This window comes from Streptomyces sp. NPDC046805 (assembly GCF_040645355.1).
Classification (GTDB): Bacteria; Actinomycetota; Actinomycetes; order Streptomycetales; family Streptomycetaceae; genus Streptomyces.
Genome location: NZ_JBEYYC010000015.1, coordinates 153,467 through 169,155 on the forward strand (window position 1 = coordinate 153,467; position 15,689 = coordinate 169,155).

A 15,689-nucleotide genomic window follows, 5' to 3' on the forward strand; every position below is an offset into this window, starting at 1 on the left:
TCTAAGAGGTACCAGGCGAGAAATCTCGATTGTGCTACGAGATTGCTGGCCGCATCGTTGACGTCATGAGCACCATGACCGCCGCCACCCGCACCCGGGTCCGCACTCCTCGCCGCCCCCGCGCCCGCCTCGGCTGGCGCCTCCGCTTCGGCGTGCTGTCCCTGATCTGGGGCTTCAGCTTCCTCCTCATCAAGGTGGGCACGCACGGCTACGCGCCCTTCCAAGTCACCCTGGGACGACTGGCGTTCGGTACGGCCGTGCTCGTGGCGGCGATGGCCGTGAAGCGGGAGCGGCTCCCGCGCGGGGCGCGGACGTGGGGCCATCTGGCGGTCGCCGCGTTCCTGCTGAACGCCCTGCCGTTCTCCCTGTTCGCCTACGCTGAGCTCACGATCCCGTCCACCCTGGCCGGCATCTGCAACGCCACCTCACCGCTGTGGGGCATGGCGCTGTCCCTGGTCGCCCTCTCCGAGGACCGCCCGACGCGGCTTCGGGTCGCGGGGCTCGGCCTCGGCTTCCTCGGTGTCCTCACGGTCCTCGGCGCCTGGCAGGGCTTCCACGGCCTCGACGCGACGGGCACGGCGATGGCCCTGCTGGCCTCGCTCAGCTACCCGATCGGCTGGATCTACGTCCGCCGCACGCTGGCCGGGTCGAGCCACTCGCACCTGTCGATGACGGGCGCCCAGCTTCTGCTGGCCACGCTCCAACTGGCCGTCATCACTCCCTTGTTCACGTCGTTCCCGACGCACTTCTCCCTCCTGCCGCTGCTCGCCGTCGCCGCACTGGGCGCCCTCGGCACCGGCCTGGCCGTCCTCATCCAGTACGGCCTGGTCGCCGAGGTCGGCCCGACGACCGCCCAGATGGTCACGTACTTCATCCCCGTCATCGCCACGGCCGCCGGCGTCGCGATCCTGAACGAGTCGCTGGCCTGGACGACGCCCGTCGGGGCGCTGATCGTGCTGGCGGGAGCGGCGCTCACGCAGGTGGAGAGCGGCCGACGGAGCAGGATCTAGACGTAACTCCCGGGTCGCCGCGGCAGGAGCGCCGCGGCCACGGCGTCCGCCAGCGGAGCGGTCTCCTCCGGCGTCAGCGTCGAGACCGTGATCCGGATGCCGGGCGGGGCGCTCAGCCGGAAGCGGGCGCCGGGTGCGACCGCCCAGCCCGCGTGCAGCAGGCGCGCGACCGCGCCGGTCTCGTCGGGGACGGGCACCCAGAGGTTCATGCCGCTGCGGCCATGGGACGGGACACCGCGCTCGGCGAGGGCGGCGGCGAGGAGCTCACGGCGGGAGCGGTACGCCGCCGCCACCGCGGCGCCGTCCACCGCGCCGTCGGCCCACAGCCGTACCACGGTGCGCTGGAGCAGCAGGCTCACCCAGCCCGGCCCGAGTCGCTGCCGCCCCCGCACCCGGTCGACGGTGACGGGGTCACCGGCGAGGACGGCCAGCCGCAGGTCGGGGCCGTAGGCCTTGGCGACCGAGCGGACGAAGGCCCAATGGTGCGTGGCGCCCGCGAGGGGGTGCAGCGGGAGGTCGACGATGCCGTGGCCGTGGTCGTCCTCGATCAGGAGGGTTCGCGGATGCCCGCGCAGGACGTCGCTCAGGGCCCTCGCGCGCGGGGCGCTCACCGCGGCTCCGGTGGGGTTCTGCGCGCGGCTGGTGACGACGACGGCGCGCGCCCCCGACTCCAGGGCGTTGCGCAGGTCGTCGGCGAGGGGCCCCTCGTCGTCGACGCCCACCGGGGCCGTGCGCAGCCCCAAGGCCGGTGCGAGGTCGGAGATCCGGCCCCAGCCGGGGTCCTCGACGGCCACGACGTCCCCCGGTCTGAGGTGCGCCGCGAGCACACGCTCGATGGCATCCAGGGCTCCGGACACCACGGCGAGCGGCCCGGCGGGCACACCGTCGGCGTCTAGTGCGGCCCGCGCGATCCGGGCGAGCTCCGGCTCCACGGGGTCGCCGCCGTACAGGACCGGCTGCCGGTCGGCCTCCGCCGCCACCGCCGCGAGGGCCGGGGCGAGGAGCGGGAGCAGCGCGGGATCGGGGTTGCCGTCGGCCAGGTCCCGCACCCCGGCGGGCACGTCGACGGCGAGCAGATCACGGGCCGTTGTGGCCGGTTTGGGCCGGATGCGGCTGCCGCGACGGCCGGCGGTCTCGATGACCCCGCGCTCGCGCAGGGTGCGGTACGCGGCCGCGACCGTATGGGGATTGACGCCCAGGCGGGTCGCCAACTCCCGCATGGGCGGCAGTAGCTGCCCTGGTTCCAGCGCGCCGGCGCCCACCGCGCGTTCGACGCTCGCCGCGATCTCTGCTGCGCCCCGGCCTTCGATCCGATACTCTCCTAGCACAAAACAAATTATGCACTAGTGCAATGGAGGGCGCCATGCACAGCGCTCAGCAGTCCTCGCCATCGTCGCCGTCGCCGTCGATACCGCCCGCGGCCTACGAGCCGACGGACCGCACCGTCCCCACGCGCGCCGCGGACCGGGCGTCGTACGACAAGGACCTGGTGCACGCGATACTCGACGAGGGCTACGTCTGCCACCTCGGCTTCGTCCGCGACGGCGCCCCGGTGGTGCTGCCGACGCTGTACGGCCGGGTCGGCCGGCGCCTGTACGTCCACGGGTCCACGGGGTCGCGCCCGCTGCGGATGACGGGCGAGGCCGATCCGGGTCTGCCGGTGTGCCTGACGGTCACGCATGTCGACGGCCTGGTCCTGGCCCGGTCCGCCTTCCACCACTCGATCAACTACCGCTCGGTCGTGGTGCACGGCACCGCCCACGAGGTCACCGACCCCGAGGAGCGCCGGGTGGCCCTTGACGCCCTGGTCGACCACGTCGTACCCGGCCGCTCCGCCGACTCCCGGCCCGCGAACAAGAAGGAGCTGGCCGCCACGACGGTGATCCGCCTCGACCTGGACGAGGTCTCCGCCAAGCTGCGCACGGGCGGCGTGAACGACGAGCCGGAGGACCTCGCCCTTCCCCACTGGGCCGGCGTCGTCCCGCTGCGCAAGGGGTACGACAGCCCGGTCGCCGACGCCGATCTGTCCCCCGGTGTCGAACTCCCCGACTACCTCAAGGCGTTGTGATGCTGATCCACCCCTGGGACGCACCTCTCGACGACACCGAGTGGCAGACCTGGCTGGCCGCCCACGACTTCGGCCAGCTCGCGGTCAACGGCCTGCCCGGCGAACCGCCCTTCGTCCAGCCCCTCCACTTCGCCTATGACGCCGACCGCGGCGAGGCCGTCACCCATCTCGCCCGCCCCAACCCGCTCTGGCCCGCCCTCGAAGCCGACCCGCGGGTCCTGCTGAGCGTGGTCGACGACTACGTGTACGTCCCCGGCCCCTGGCAGGCCGCACCGACCTGCCCGTCCGAGAACGGCGTCCCCACCAGCTTCTACGCGGCCGTCCAACTCCGCTGCACGGCCCATGTCGTGGACGACCCGGCCGAGAAGGCCGACCTCCTCAACCGCCAACTCGGCCATTTCCAGCCGGACGGCGGCTCGTCCCGGGCGGCGCCGGGCGAGGCGCCGTACGGGCGGCTGCTGTCCGGCATCCGCGGGCTGCGCCTCGAAGTGACCGAGGTGCGGGCCAAGTTCAAGTACGCGGGAAAGAAGCCGGAGGAGATCCGGAACCGGATCGGAGCGCAACTGGCGCGGCGGGACGGCCCGGGTGACCGGGCGGCCCGGGACCATCTGGTACGGCGACAGGGGACGTGACCGGCCGACGAGCGGCCTGAGCAGCCGACGGAGGCCGGAGTTGCCGGAGAGGGGCCGGAGTTGTGGATGGGCTCGGTCGGCCGAAGGGGGCGCCCGGTGAGGAGGCGCCCCCGGGCCGTGTCACACCAGGGCCGGCTGCTCCTCCGTCCGCCGTGCCTCACGTGCCCCGCGTGCCTCCGCCACCGCGAGCCCCCCGACCGAGCCCAGCATCAGCAGGGTGCCGGCCACCGTGGACGCCGTCAGGTGCTCGCCGAGCAGGGCGACGGCGAGCACGGCCGCGCTCACCGGCTCCAGGAGCATGATCACGGAGACGGTGGCGGACCGTACGACGGCGGCGCCCGCGAAGTAGAGGGCGTACGCGAGGGCGGTCGGCACGGCCGCGATGTAGATCAGCAGCCACAGCACCCGGGCCGCCTCGGCGGTGTGCGGCACCAGCCCGGCGGCGAGGGCGAACGGCAGCAGGCACAGGCTGGTGACCGCGAACGCCCACACGGTCGTGTCGGAACCGTCCGTGTCGCTGTCGCGCCCCCACCACCGGGTGAGCAGCGTCATGGCGCAGTAGCCGGCCGCCGAGACCAGCGCGAGCAGCACGCCCCACGGACGTACGGTCGCACTCGAACCGCCCAGTGTCAGCACGGCCAGCCCGGCGAGCGCCCCGGCGACGGCGGCGACTCCTCCGCGCCCGAGCCGCTCCCCCAGCGTGAGGCGGGCGCCGAGGGCGATGAGGACGGGGCCGGCGCCGAGGGTGACGACGGTCGCCACGGCGAGGCCGGTGGCCGACACGGCCGCGAAGTAGCCGGTCTGGAAGACGGCCAGGCCGAGGCCGATGGCGACGGCCTTCACGGCCCGGCGGGGCAGCGGTTCGCGGCGGGCCGGTCGAGGGGAGCGAGAGGTGCTCGGGCGCAGCAGCCGCCCGGCCAGCAGCAGGACGAGCCCGACCGCGCAGCGCCAGAAGGAGAGGGTGACGGCGCCCATGTCACTGGCCCGGTAGACCAGCGACGCGGCGGCGCCCGCGGTGCCCCACGCGGCACCGGCGACGATCAGGTAGAGAAGGCCACGCCCAAGGGGCAGGCCCATAGCAGCTTTCGACACGAGTTGTCTCCGCAGATGTGCAGAAGTACGGGAAGCGACCCCGTTCGGCGGGGCGCACGGACTTCATCTGCGGGCAGCACCGTCCCGCCCGGCAATGCGCCAGGCGTGATTCCCGGAGGCCCGCGTCAGGCGGCCGGGGGCGGAAGGACGAGTGCGGTCGGCATGATCACCACTTTAAGCCGCGGTTCTCGGAGCCGACAACTCCCGCTCGGCGCCGCCACTCAACACCGGCTCGGCGGAGCCCTTGGCGGGCGTGGAGGACTGCGCGATGAACGCGCCCACCAGCACGACCGCGCCGCCCACGACCTGGGGCAGCGAGAGGTGCTCGCCGAGGAGCACCCAGGCGAGCACGGTCGCGACGACCGCCTCGAGGCAGGCCACGACTCCCGCGACCTGCGGCGAGAGCCGCCGCACCGACAGCACGCCGGTGACGTACGCGACGACCGTGGCGACCAGGACGATCCAGGCCAGCAGCAGGGCGGCCGGGACCGGAGTGCCGTTCAGGTGCGCGGTGCCGGAGAGCACGCCCCAGTCCATGGTCCAGGGGCGGGCGACGGCGGTCAGCACCACGGCGCCGATGAGCAGGCCGTACGCGATGACGCCGAGCGGGTCCGGGGCCTCGGTGCCCGACTCGCTGCCCTGGTCGGACAGGACGAAGTAGCCGACCTGGCAGCAGGCCGCGCCGAGCGCCAGCAGCAGCCCGAGCGCGTCGAAGCGCAGGCCCGACCACACCTCGACCACACAGGCCAGGCCGCCGGCCGCGAGCACCACGCCGAGCGCGGCGGCCCGTGTCACCGGCCGCCGCTGCACGAACCGCACCCAGCCCAGCACCAGCGCGGGGGCCAGGTACTCGACGAGCAGGGCGACGCCGACGGGGATGCGCGAGAGCGCGGCGAAGTAGCAGGCCTGGACGCCGGCCACGGCGAGCAGCCCGAACCCGGCGAGCAGGGCGGGGCGCCGGTGCAGCAGGGCGCGGTGGCGCACGGCGAGCGGCAGCATCAGCACGGCGGCACCGGCCGCCCTCAGCCACACCACGTGCAGCGGGGCGAGGCCCGCCTCGATCAGTGGCTTCGCCGCGACACCGGACCCCCCGAAGGCGAGTGCCGACACGAGCGCGAGGCCGAGCCCGACGCCCCTTCCGCGGCCGCCCTGACTGCTCTCAGACGTATGCACCGGCACATGATGACAGGGGATGACATGAGCGTCACCTCCGTTGACACCTGTCTCACCGGCTGGACGGGACCGGCCCCGGCCGACCCGCGTTCCTCAGCAAGGGGCGCCGCTGTCGCGTTTCTCGATCCGGGCGAGCAGGACGGCCGCCTCGATCCCGGCGCGGCCGAGCACCTCGACGGCCCGGGCCTCGGGATCGGCGACGATCGCCGCGAGCAGATCGATGCCGTCGGCCCGGTCGCCACCGCGTCGCCCGGCGCGTTCGCGCGCGTGCTCCAGGGCGGCCGCGACCAGCGGCGAGCATCCGTCCGCGCTCTTCGGTTCGCCGTCCCGCACCACGGACTTGGCGTCCGCCGAGTCCTCCACCGCGCGCTGCCAGCGCAGTCCGTAGCCGATGCTGCGCTGCACGAGATAGCCGAGCAGGCGGGCGATCTGCGGGGCGGGTCCGACGACGGCGCACACGTCGGGGTCGAACTCCAGGAGCGAGTGCAGCAGATGGGCGGTGTCGACCTGCCGGTCCGCGTCCCGCACGGCCCTCCGGCGGGCACATGCGACCACCGCCGCGAGCTCGGCGCCGAGCCCGGCATCGTCGTCCGCGCGGCGCGTGTCCTGGTCAAGAGCGAAGTCAGGAGCGGGCTGGCGGGGGATACGGGGGTGCACATCCCCACCCCATCAGTCCCTCCCGCGCGTGTCATCACCGAAGGGAAGCATCTTCGCGTGCCGCGGGGAGTGGATATCGACGACGGGAATCTCCTCCTTACGGAGGAGATCAGAGGAAGATCGCGTCTCGGTTTCCCCGTCGGCCCGTCGTCAGTCCTCGTCGGCGAGGATCAGATACAGCTTCTTGCGGGCGTCGTTGATGACGGTCATGGCCTTCGCGCGCTGCTCCTCACTGCCCGTCTTCCAGACCTGGCCGAAGGCCTCCATCAGACCGAAACCCGCCTGGCGGATCTCACTGAGGGCCTCCCAGTCGACCCCGCGGGACGCCTCCTCCCAGGGGGCGTCGGGCCCCGCGTCGGCCGCGGCGCGACCGCTCTCCGTGAGCGAGAACAGCTTCTTGCCGCCTTCGCTCTCACTGATGATCAGCCCTTCGTCCTCCAGCAGTTGGAGGTTCGGGTAGACCGAGCCGGGGCTGGGCTTCCACGCCCCGCCGCTGCGCTCGGCGATCTCCTGGATCATCTCGTAGCCGTGCATCGGCCGGTCCTTCAGCAGGGCCAGGATCGAGGCCCGCACGTCGCCGCGCCGGGCCCTCCCCCTCGGGCCACCCCGTCCGCGCGGCCCCCAGGGTCCCGGCCCGAAACCGGGTCCACCGGGACCGAATCCCGGACCGAAGGGCCCGAACGCCGCCCGCCGCTCGTCGAACCCGTGCCGGCCGTGCCGGTGGGGTCCGTCCTGTCGATGTCCACGCTCGAATCCATGGCCGTGCATCGCTCTCACTCCGATCCACCGTCGATCTGTCGCGATACCTCGACGATATATCGGAGAACTCCCCATGACAATGCCCCTCCCAGCCCGTCCGCGTCCGCTCGTCACGCCTCCCGGACGGCGACGACCTCGTGCTGCTCGCCGCCCAGCACCACCTTGAGGGCACCGGTGTCGGCGGCCCGCCCGAAGACGTCGTACGCCTCCTCCATGTGGTCCAGCGGGAAGATGTGCGTGACCAGCGCAGCCGTGGGCAGTTGACCGGCGGCCGCCATCCTGAGCAGCGTCGGTGTGGAGTAGGTGTCGACCAGGCCGGTGGTGATGGTCACGTCCTTGATCCACAGGTCTTCGAGGTGCAGCGTCGCGGGCTTGCCGTGCACGCCGATGTTGGCCACGTGCCCGCCCGGCCGCACCATGCGGGTGCACAGCTCGAAGCTCTCCGGAACGCCCACCGCCTCGACGACCACGTCGGCGCCCAGCCCGTCGGTGAGGTCGGCCACCAGTTGTTCGGGGCCTTCGCGCGCGTCGGCCAGGGCGTCGGCGCCGAGCCGCTTGGCCGCTTCCAGCCGGGACGGCGCCAGGTCCACGGCGAGGATGCGCTCGGGGGCGAAGAACCGGGCCGTGGCGATCGCGGCGAGCCCGATGGGGCCCGCGCCGACGACGGCCACGGTGTCACCGGGCCGTACGTGCCCGTTGAGCACGCCGACCTCGTAGGCCGTGGGGAAGATGTCCGCGAGCAGCACGGCGGCCCTGCTGTCGAGCCCGCCGAGCAGCGCGTGCACGGACAGGTCGGCGAAGGGGACCCGGACGTATTCGGCCTGCGTGCCGTCGATCAGGTGGCCGAGGATCCAGCCCCCGCCGCCGCGGCACTGGCCGTACGCCTGCTCCCGGCAGTAGCCGCACCGGCCGCAGGCGGTGATGCACGAGATCAGGACGCGGTCACCGGGCTGCACGGTGAGCACGTCACGGCCGGTCTCGACGACCTCGCCGACCGCCTCGTGCCCGAGCACGGTGCCGGGGCGCACCTCGGGCACGTCGCCGCCCAGGATGTGCAGATCCGTCCCGCAGATGGTGGTGAGGTCGACGCGCACGATGGCGTCGGTGGCTTCCCTGATGTCGGGGTCCGGGACCTCCTCCCAGGCGGATTCTCCGGGGCCGTGGAAGACGAAGCCCTTCATGGCGATGTTCCCTCCGGGCGATGGCGGTCGTTCGCTCCGGGCGATTTTGGGACTGCCTCCTCCCTCCAGCTTGTCCGACAGCCGGCGGCTTCGCACGGGCCGCACGGCCCTCAGGCGTCCCAGCTCCAGTCGGCGACCTCGGGCAGGTCGGTGCCGTGCTCGCGGATCCAGGCATGGTGGCGGGTCCGGACGTCCGCCATCTGCTGGCGTACGGCGGCGGCGCGCACGGCCAGGCCGGGCACGCGGTCGATGACGTCCATGACCAGCCGGTAGCGGTCGAGGCCGTTGCGGACGACCATGTCGAACGGCGTGGTCGTGGTGCCGGACTCCCGGTAGCCGCGCACGTGCAGGTTGTCGTGGCCGGCGCGGCGGTAGGCGAGCCGGTGAACCAGCCACGGGTAGCCGTGGTACGCGAAGATCACCGGCTTGTCGGCGGTGAAGAGGCCGTCGTACTCGAAGTCGGTCATGCCGTGCGGGTGTTCGTCGCGCGGCAGGAGCTTCGTCATGTCGACGACGTTGACGACGCGTACGGCGAGCTCGGGCAGGTGCCGGCGCAGCAACTGCGCGGCGGCCAGCACCTCTTGGGTGGGGACGTCACCGGCGCAGGCCAGCACCACGTCCGGCTCGCCACCGTTCTCCGTGCCGGCCCACTCCCAGATCCCGGCGCCGCGTGCGCAGTGGACACGGGCCTGGTCGATCGACAGCCAGTCGAAGCAGGGCTGCTTGCCCGCCACGACCACGTTGACGTAGTCCCGGCTGCGCAACACGTGGTCGGCCACGCACAGCAGCGTGTTGGCGTCCGGCGGCAGGTAGACCCGCACGACCTCCGGGCTCTTGTTGAGGACGTGGTCGACGAAGCCGGGGTCCTGGTGCGAGAAGCCGTTGTGGTCCTGCCGCCACACGTGCGAGGTCAGCAGGTAGTTGAGGGAGGCGAGCGGCGCGCGCCAGGGCAGCTGCCTGGATGTCTTCAGCCATTTGATGTGCTGGTTGACCATCGAGTCGACGATGTGGACGAACGCCTCGTAGCAGGAGAACAGCCCGTGGCGTCCGGTGAGGAGATAGCCCTCCAGCCAGCCCTGGCAGAGGTGTTCGGAGAGGATCTCCATCACGCGGCCGTGCCGGTCGAGGTACTCGTCCCCCTGGAGCGTCTCGGCCTGCCAGGCCTTGCCGGTGGCGCCGTAGACGGCCTCAAGTCGGTTGGAGGCCGTCTCGTCGGGGCCGACCAGGCGGAAGTCACGCCGGGCGGCCGTGTCCGCCATGATCCGTTCGAGGAGGCCGCCCAGGACCCGGGTGGGTTCGTGCAGCGTCGTGCCCGGCTTGTCGACGGGCACCGCGAGGTCGTCGAGCGCCGGGATCGGCAGGTCCCGTACGAGGAGGCCGCCGTTGGCGTGCGGAGTGGCGCCGAGCCGCCTGGGGCCGTCGGGGACGCAGGCGAGGACGTCGGCGACGGGCCGGCCCTCGGCGTCGAAGAGCTCCTCGGGCCGGTACGACTTGAGCCAGGTCTCCAACTGCTCTAGGTGCGCCGGGTTTTCCCGCACACCGGCGAGCGGGACCTGGTGGGCCCGCCAGGTGCCCTCGACGGGCTTGCCGTCCACCTCGGCCGGGCCGGTCCAGCCCTTGGGTGTGCGCAGCACGATGACCGGCCAGTGCACCCGCTCGGTGATGCTTTCGTCGCGTGCGGTGCGCTGCATCAGGGCGATGCGGTCCAGCGCCTCGTCGAAGGCCGCGGCCATGGCGCGGTGCACCTCGGCCGGGTCGTCGCCGGTCACGTGGAGGGGCGCGTGGCCGTATCCGCGCAGCAGCGCGTCGAGCTCCTGCTCCGAGATCCGGGAGAGCACCGTCGGGTTGGCGATCTTGTAGCCGTTGAGGTGCAGGATCGGCAGGACGGCCCCGTCGCGCACCGGGTCGAGGAACTTGGTGGAGTGCCAGGAGGCGGCCAGCGGGCCGGTCTCCGCCTCGCCGTCGCCGATCACGCAGGCGACCAGCAGGTCCGGGTTGTCGAAGGCGGCTCCGTAGGCATGGGCCAGCGAGTAGCCGAGTTCCCCGCCCTCGTGGATCGAGCCGGGCGTCTCGGGGGCCACATGGCTGGGCACGCCCCCCGGGAACGAGAACTGCCGAAACAGCCGCTCCATCCCGCGCCCGTCACGCGGCACGTCCGGATAGGTCTCGCTGTAGCTGCCCTCCAGCCAGGAGTTGGCGAGTACCGCCGGTCCCCCGTGCCCCGGGCCCCACACGCACAGCGCGTTCAGCCCGCGTGCCTTGATCACACGGTTGAGGTGCGTGTACACGAGGTTGAGCCCGGGGGTGGTGCCCCAGTGGCCCAGCAGGCGCGGCTTGATGTGCTCGGGCTTGAGGCGCTCGGTCAGGAGCGGGTTCGCGAGCAGGTAGATCTGGCCGGCCGCCAGGTAGTTGGCGGCCCGCCAGTGGGCGACCAGGGTGCGCAGCTCCTGGTCGGAAAGCACGGTGGTGTCCTGGTGTTCGACCGTGGGCATCGGCGACTCCGGAAGGCATCGGCACAGGTCACGGGCGCCGAGCAAGGGCGCCGGTACCCTGGACTCGTTCTGGGGCGGCGGATCTGGTTCCAGCGTCGGGCTGCGGACATCTCGCGTGCAGAGGCCGGTGGTCCCTGGCGGGGACCGAACGACCCGCTCGATGCGACGGTGCCGAGTGGCCTCGCCCATGGGCCGAGTGGCCCATGGGCCGCCACGGGAAACCCGATCACGCTGACATCAGCGGACCGGGCGCGGAAGCGGTCATGGCATGTCTCCCGACGGGGTGTACGGAGCCCGGCGCCGGGGCGACCACTCCCGTCCGGGCGCCTCCGTGAGCGGCATCGACGGCGACCCCGCGACGTCGAGCCGCTCGTGGGCGCACCCTGATACGAGAGGGCATCATGACCGAGGTGGAGACCTTCACCGAGCGCAGCCCCATCCGCGTGTTCCTCCTCGACGACCACGAGGTCGTCCGGCGCGGCCTGGCGGACCTGCTCGACGCCGAACCGGACATCTCGGTGGTCGGCGAGGCGGACACGGTCGAGCACGCGCTCGCACGCGGCCCGGCGCTGCGCCCCCACGTCGCCGTGCTCGACGTACGGCTGCCGGACGGCGACGGCATCACCGTCTGCCGGGAGCTGCGCAGCCGGATGCCGGAGCTGGCCTGTCTGATGCTGACCTCGTTCGACGACGAGGACGCCCTGCTCGACGCGATCATGGCCGGGGCCGCCGGCTACGTCCTCAAGCAGATCAAGGGCTCCGACCTGGTCACGGCGGTGCGCACCGTCGCCTCGGGCCAGTCGATGCTGGACCCCGCCACCACGGCCCGCCTCATGCGCTCGCTGCGCGCCGACCCGGCGGAGTCCCCGGCCGTGCCGCCCGAGCTGACGAGCCTGTCGCCCCGCGAGCGGGACATCCTCGCCCTGATCGGGGACGGGCTGACCAATCGCGAGATCGGCAAGAAGCTGTACCTGTCGGAGAAGACCGTCAAGAACCACATCTCGCGGCTGCTGGCCAAGCTGGGCGTGCAGCGACGGGTCCAGGCCGCGGTCCTCGCCTCCCACCTGGACCAGACGGACTCCGGCACACACCGCGCCCGGTGAGGGAAGCTCCCCGGCGGCTCCCGAAGTCGGGCCAGGAGTCGTGAATTGGACTTGGTCGGCCGCTTCCGTCGCCCCCTAGCGTGAGCGGCATGCGCATGCGAATCGTCGACGCCTTCACCGACCGCCCCTTCTCCGGCAACCCGGCCGGAGTTTTGCTCCTCGACGCCTTCCCGGACGACGACTGGCTGCAGAACGTGGCCATGGAGGTCAACCACGCCGAGACCGCGTTCGCGCACCGGCTGCCGGACGGCGGCGCCGACTGGGCGTTGCGCTGGTTCACGCCCGCCACGGAGGTCGCGATGTGCGGGCACGCCACGCTGGCCACGGCCCACGTCCTGCACACCACCGGCACCCACGAGGGACCGGTGCGGTTCGCCACGCGCAGCGGTGTGCTCGTCGCGACTCCCGGCGAGGACGGCTCGATCACCCTGGACTTCCCGACGGCGCCGCTGACCCCGCTGGAGATTCCCGCCGGTGTCGCCGACGCGCTCGGCGCGGAGCCGGTGGCCGCGTGCGGCACGGGGCCGAACGTCGGCGACCTGCTGCTCGAACTCGCCGACGAGAAGGCCGTCCTCGGCCTCGCGCCCGACCTCAAGGCGATCGCCGCCCACTCCGCACGCGGCATCATCGCCACCGCCCGCGCCGAGGACCCGGCCCGCGGTTACGACTTCGTCTCCCGCTGCTTCTTCCCGAACGTCGGCATCGACGAGGACCCGGTCACCGGCAGCGCCCACACCGCCCTCGCCCCGTACTGGTCCGAGCGCCTCGGCCGCACCGACCTCACGGGCCGCCAGGCCTCACGCCGCTCCGGTCTCGTCGGCACCGGGCTGCGCGGTGACCGCACCCTGCTCACCGGCCGCGCAGTCACCGTGATCGACGGCGAGCTGCTCGTCTGACAGGCGGGGCGGGGGCCGTAGGAGAGAGGCGGGTCGGCCGGCGGCGCTCAGGCCGTCGGCAGCCAGCCCACCTTGCCCGCCAGCAGCGCGTAGCCGACGAACGCCCCGATGTCGAGTAGGGAGTGGGCCACCACCAGGGGGCCCACCCGGCCCCAGCGCCGGTACAGGTAGACGAAGACCACGCCCATGACCATGTTGCCGACGAATCCGCCGACGCCCTGGTACAGGTGGTACGAGCCGCGGAGCACCGCGCTGGCCACCAGCGCGGTGCCCGGGGTCCAGCCCAACTGGCCCAGCCTGCGCAGCAGATAGCCGACGACGATCACTTCCTCGAGGACGGCGTTCTGCACGGCCGAGAGGACCAGCACGGGGTACTTCCACCACACGTCGGGCAGCGCCTCCGGTACGACCGTGAGGTTGAAGCCGAGGGCCCGCGCGGCCAGGTAGAAGGCGATGCCGGCGCTGCCGATCACGGCCGCGAGCCCGGCGCCGCGAGCGAGGTCGGACCAGGGGCGGGTGCGGTCGAAGCCGAAGAGGCGCAGGCTCTCGCCCTCGCGCATCAGGAGGTACGCGACCAGGGCGACGGGGACCAGGGCGCTGGCGATGCCGAAGAGCTGCCAGGCGAGATCGAGCCAGGGACGGCCCGGTGCGGCCGAGGCGTTGAGGGTGGCCGCCTGGTCCTTGAGGCCGCCCGGTTTGGTGACCGCCCCGACAAAGCTGATCAGGGCCGACACCCCGCTCGCGCCGAGCGAGAGACCGAGGACGATCAGCGTCTCGTCCCGGAGGGTCCGTCGCGTGGGCCGCTGCCACGGAAAGGAATCGGCCACCGGGTCCGCCTCCACCTGCACACCTGCCTCCAGTTGGGTCATCCCGACTCCCGCCCGTCTTCGCCCGGACGGGATCACGCCCGGTGATCCGGTCCGGGTGAGCAAGGAGTACCAGGCAACCTCACCCCAGAGGCACCGGCTCCGGCAAACCCACCGGCCAGGTGTGCACCGGCTCCCCGGCATGCATCAACTCGGCGTAGCGCTTGGTCGTCGCGGCCAGCGCCTCCTGCCGGGTCAGTCCTTCCGCCAGGGCCCGGTGGAAAGTGGCCGCCTGCCAGGACGCGCCGTTGACCCGGAGCCGGCAGCGCTCCTCGATGACGCCCAGGTAGAAGTCGCGGTCGGCCGCTTCGACACCCCACGCGTCCAGGCCTGCAGCGGCCAGCGGCAGCAACTCGTCGCGTACGAGGGACACGGCGTCGACCTCGGTCGTACCGCCGTGGCGTCCGCGCCGCGGCCAGACGAAGCGGGCGTCGATGCCGTACCGGCACGCCGCGTCGAAGTTGGCCTCGGCGGCCTCGAAGGGCAGCCGGGTCCACACGGGCCGCGGCTCCTCGGCGAGCGCGCGCACGAGGCCGTAGTAGAAGGCCGCGTTGGCGACGACGTCGGCGACGGTCGGCCCGGCGGGCAGCACCCGGTTCTCCACGCGCAGGTGCGGGACGCCGTCCGCGATGCCGTACACCGGGCGGTTCCAGCGGTACACCGTGCCGTTGTGCAGGACGAGTTCGGCGAGCCGGGGCACACCGCCCGCGTCGACGACCTCCAGCGGGTCCTCGTCGTCGCACATCGGCAGCAGGGCGGGGAAGTAGCGCAGGTTCTCCTCGAACAGGTCGTACGGCGAGGAGATCCACCGCTCGCCGAACCAGGTGCGCGGCCGTACGCCCTGGGTCTGGAGCTCGGGCGGGCGGGTGTCGGTGGACTGGAGGAACAGCGGGGGCCGGGACTCGCGCCACAGCTCGTGGCCGAAGAGGAACGGCGAGTTGGCGCCGACCGCGATCTGGGCGGCGCAGGCCACCTGGGCCGCGTTCCACACGTCGGCGAAGCGGGCCGGGGTGACCTGGAGGTGCAACTGCACGGAGGTGCAGGCGGCTTCGGGGGCGATGGACTTCGAGGTGCAGGTGAGGTGTTCCACCCCCTCGATGTCGAGCACGAAGTCCTCGCCTCGGGCGGCCACGATCTGGTCGTTGAGCAGCGCGTACCGGTCGACCTCGGAGAGGTTGGAGGAGACCAGGTCGTCGCGGTCGAGCGTGGGCAGAATGCCGATCATCACGATTCCGGCGTCGAGCTCGCCGGCCTTGCGGTCGGCGTACGCCATCGAGGTGCGCAGTTCCTCGGCGAGCCGGTCGAATACCCGGCCGCCCAATCGGTGCGGCGCTATGTTGACCTCCAGGTTGAACATGGCGAGTTCTGTCTGGAAATCGCGGCTCGCGATACGTTCGAGCACTTGCGTATTCAACATACGTGGCATGCCGTCGGTACCGGCGAGATTCAATTCGATCTCCACTCCCATGAGATTCTTGGGGCGATCGAACCGCTTCTCCACCAGTAGTCTCTCCAGCGCCGTCAGACACTTCCGGAGCTTTTCTCGGTAGCGCTGGCGATCGGACAGGTCGAACGTGCCCGCCACGACCTTCTCCCCCATCGAAGCGTCCCTCCTCGGATGAGCGGACCGACGATCCGGCCGCCAGGGTCCCGGTCAGATGGGGATGATGCCCAGCCGAAGCGATCGATAACGTCCCGTGCGAGCCGGGTACCCGCTACTCTGTCGAATGTGTCCGGAGGCACATTCACGAGGCATACGG

At 72.3% G+C, this 15,689-nt stretch carries 14 protein-coding genes; 5 read left to right on the forward strand and 9 right to left on the reverse strand.

The window, feature by feature from the left end; translation table 11 throughout:
- The first annotated feature begins 29 nt into the window (after window positions 1–29).
- Window positions 30–1,010: a DMT family transporter gene (locus ABZ910_RS18460; protein ID WP_361365761.1), complete on the forward strand. Its 981-nt coding sequence runs from the start codon at window positions 30–32 to the stop codon at window positions 1,008–1,010.
- Here the strand turns inward: ABZ910_RS18460 and ABZ910_RS18465 are convergent.
- The gene (locus ABZ910_RS18465; protein WP_361365763.1) at window positions 1,007–2,338 is read right to left on the reverse strand and encodes an aminotransferase class I/II-fold pyridoxal phosphate-dependent enzyme; all 1,332 of its coding nucleotides are present in this window, start codon (window positions 2,336–2,338) and stop codon (window positions 1,007–1,009) included. The genes ABZ910_RS18460 and ABZ910_RS18465 overlap by 4 nt on opposite strands.
- A gap of 35 nt (window positions 2,339–2,373) precedes the next feature.
- On the opposite strand from ABZ910_RS18465, the gene ABZ910_RS18470 reads away from it, so the two are divergent.
- Together ABZ910_RS18470 and ABZ910_RS18475 are read left to right on the forward strand one after the other, a co-directional pair.
- Entirely contained in the window at window positions 2,374–3,078 is a 705-nt protein-coding gene (locus ABZ910_RS18470) for a pyridoxamine 5'-phosphate oxidase family protein (protein WP_361365765.1), read from the forward strand.
- Window positions 3,078–3,710 (forward strand): FMN-binding negative transcriptional regulator, encoded by a 633-nt coding sequence (locus ABZ910_RS18475; RefSeq protein WP_361365768.1) that lies wholly within the window; start codon window positions 3,078–3,080, stop codon window positions 3,708–3,710. Before ABZ910_RS18470 ends, ABZ910_RS18475 begins: the two co-directional genes overlap by 1 nt.
- Window positions 3,711–3,830: 120 nt before the next feature.
- On the opposite strand, the gene ABZ910_RS18480 is transcribed toward ABZ910_RS18475, so the two are convergent.
- From ABZ910_RS18480 to ABZ910_RS18505, 6 genes are all read right to left on the reverse strand, one after another.
- Window positions 3,831–4,802: an EamA family transporter gene (locus ABZ910_RS18480; protein WP_361365771.1), complete on the reverse strand. Its 972-nt coding sequence runs from the start codon at window positions 4,800–4,802 to the stop codon at window positions 3,831–3,833.
- A gap of 174 nt (window positions 4,803–4,976) precedes the next feature.
- A complete protein-coding gene (locus ABZ910_RS18485; RefSeq protein WP_361365773.1) occupies window positions 4,977–5,981 on the reverse strand; it encodes an EamA family transporter in 1,005 nt (334 codons plus the stop codon).
- Between the two features lie 87 nt (window positions 5,982–6,068).
- Window positions 6,069–6,632: a Clp protease N-terminal domain-containing protein gene (locus ABZ910_RS18490; RefSeq protein WP_361365776.1), complete on the reverse strand. Its 564-nt coding sequence runs from the start codon at window positions 6,630–6,632 to the stop codon at window positions 6,069–6,071.
- Between the two features lie 150 nt (window positions 6,633–6,782).
- Window positions 6,783–7,400: a PadR family transcriptional regulator gene (locus tag ABZ910_RS18495; RefSeq protein ID WP_361365864.1), complete on the reverse strand. Its 618-nt coding sequence runs from the start codon at window positions 7,398–7,400 to the stop codon at window positions 6,783–6,785.
- Window positions 7,401–7,501: 101 nt separating this feature from the next.
- On the reverse strand, window positions 7,502–8,572 hold the full coding sequence (locus ABZ910_RS18500; RefSeq protein WP_361365779.1) for a zinc-dependent alcohol dehydrogenase family protein: 1,071 nt from the start codon (window positions 8,570–8,572) through the stop codon (window positions 7,502–7,504).
- 110 nt (window positions 8,573–8,682) lie between these two features.
- On the reverse strand, window positions 8,683–11,064 hold the full coding sequence (locus ABZ910_RS18505) for a phosphoketolase family protein (RefSeq protein WP_361365781.1): 2,382 nt from the start codon (window positions 11,062–11,064) through the stop codon (window positions 8,683–8,685).
- A 401-nt stretch (window positions 11,065–11,465) separates the two neighbouring features.
- Here ABZ910_RS18505 and ABZ910_RS18510 point away from each other — a divergent pair, with 401 nt between their 5' ends.
- Both ABZ910_RS18510 and ABZ910_RS18515 read left to right on the forward strand, forming a co-directional pair.
- Window positions 11,466–12,167: a response regulator transcription factor gene (locus tag ABZ910_RS18510; RefSeq protein WP_361365784.1), complete on the forward strand. Its 702-nt coding sequence runs from the start codon at window positions 11,466–11,468 to the stop codon at window positions 12,165–12,167.
- Between the two features lie 89 nt (window positions 12,168–12,256).
- Window positions 12,257–13,063 (forward strand): PhzF family phenazine biosynthesis protein, encoded by an 807-nt coding sequence (locus tag ABZ910_RS18515; protein ID WP_361365786.1) that lies wholly within the window; start codon window positions 12,257–12,259, stop codon window positions 13,061–13,063.
- A gap of 47 nt (window positions 13,064–13,110) precedes the next feature.
- Here ABZ910_RS18515 and ABZ910_RS18520 read toward each other — a convergent pair whose 3' ends face one another.
- Window positions 13,111–13,911 (reverse strand): type II CAAX endopeptidase family protein, encoded by an 801-nt coding sequence (locus ABZ910_RS18520; protein WP_361365866.1) that lies wholly within the window; start codon window positions 13,909–13,911, stop codon window positions 13,111–13,113.
- Between the two features lie 100 nt (window positions 13,912–14,011).
- A complete protein-coding gene (locus ABZ910_RS18525) occupies window positions 14,012–15,529 on the reverse strand; it encodes a glutamate--cysteine ligase (RefSeq protein ID WP_361365788.1) in 1,518 nt (505 codons plus the stop codon).
- Window positions 15,530–15,689: the final 160 nt, after the last annotated feature.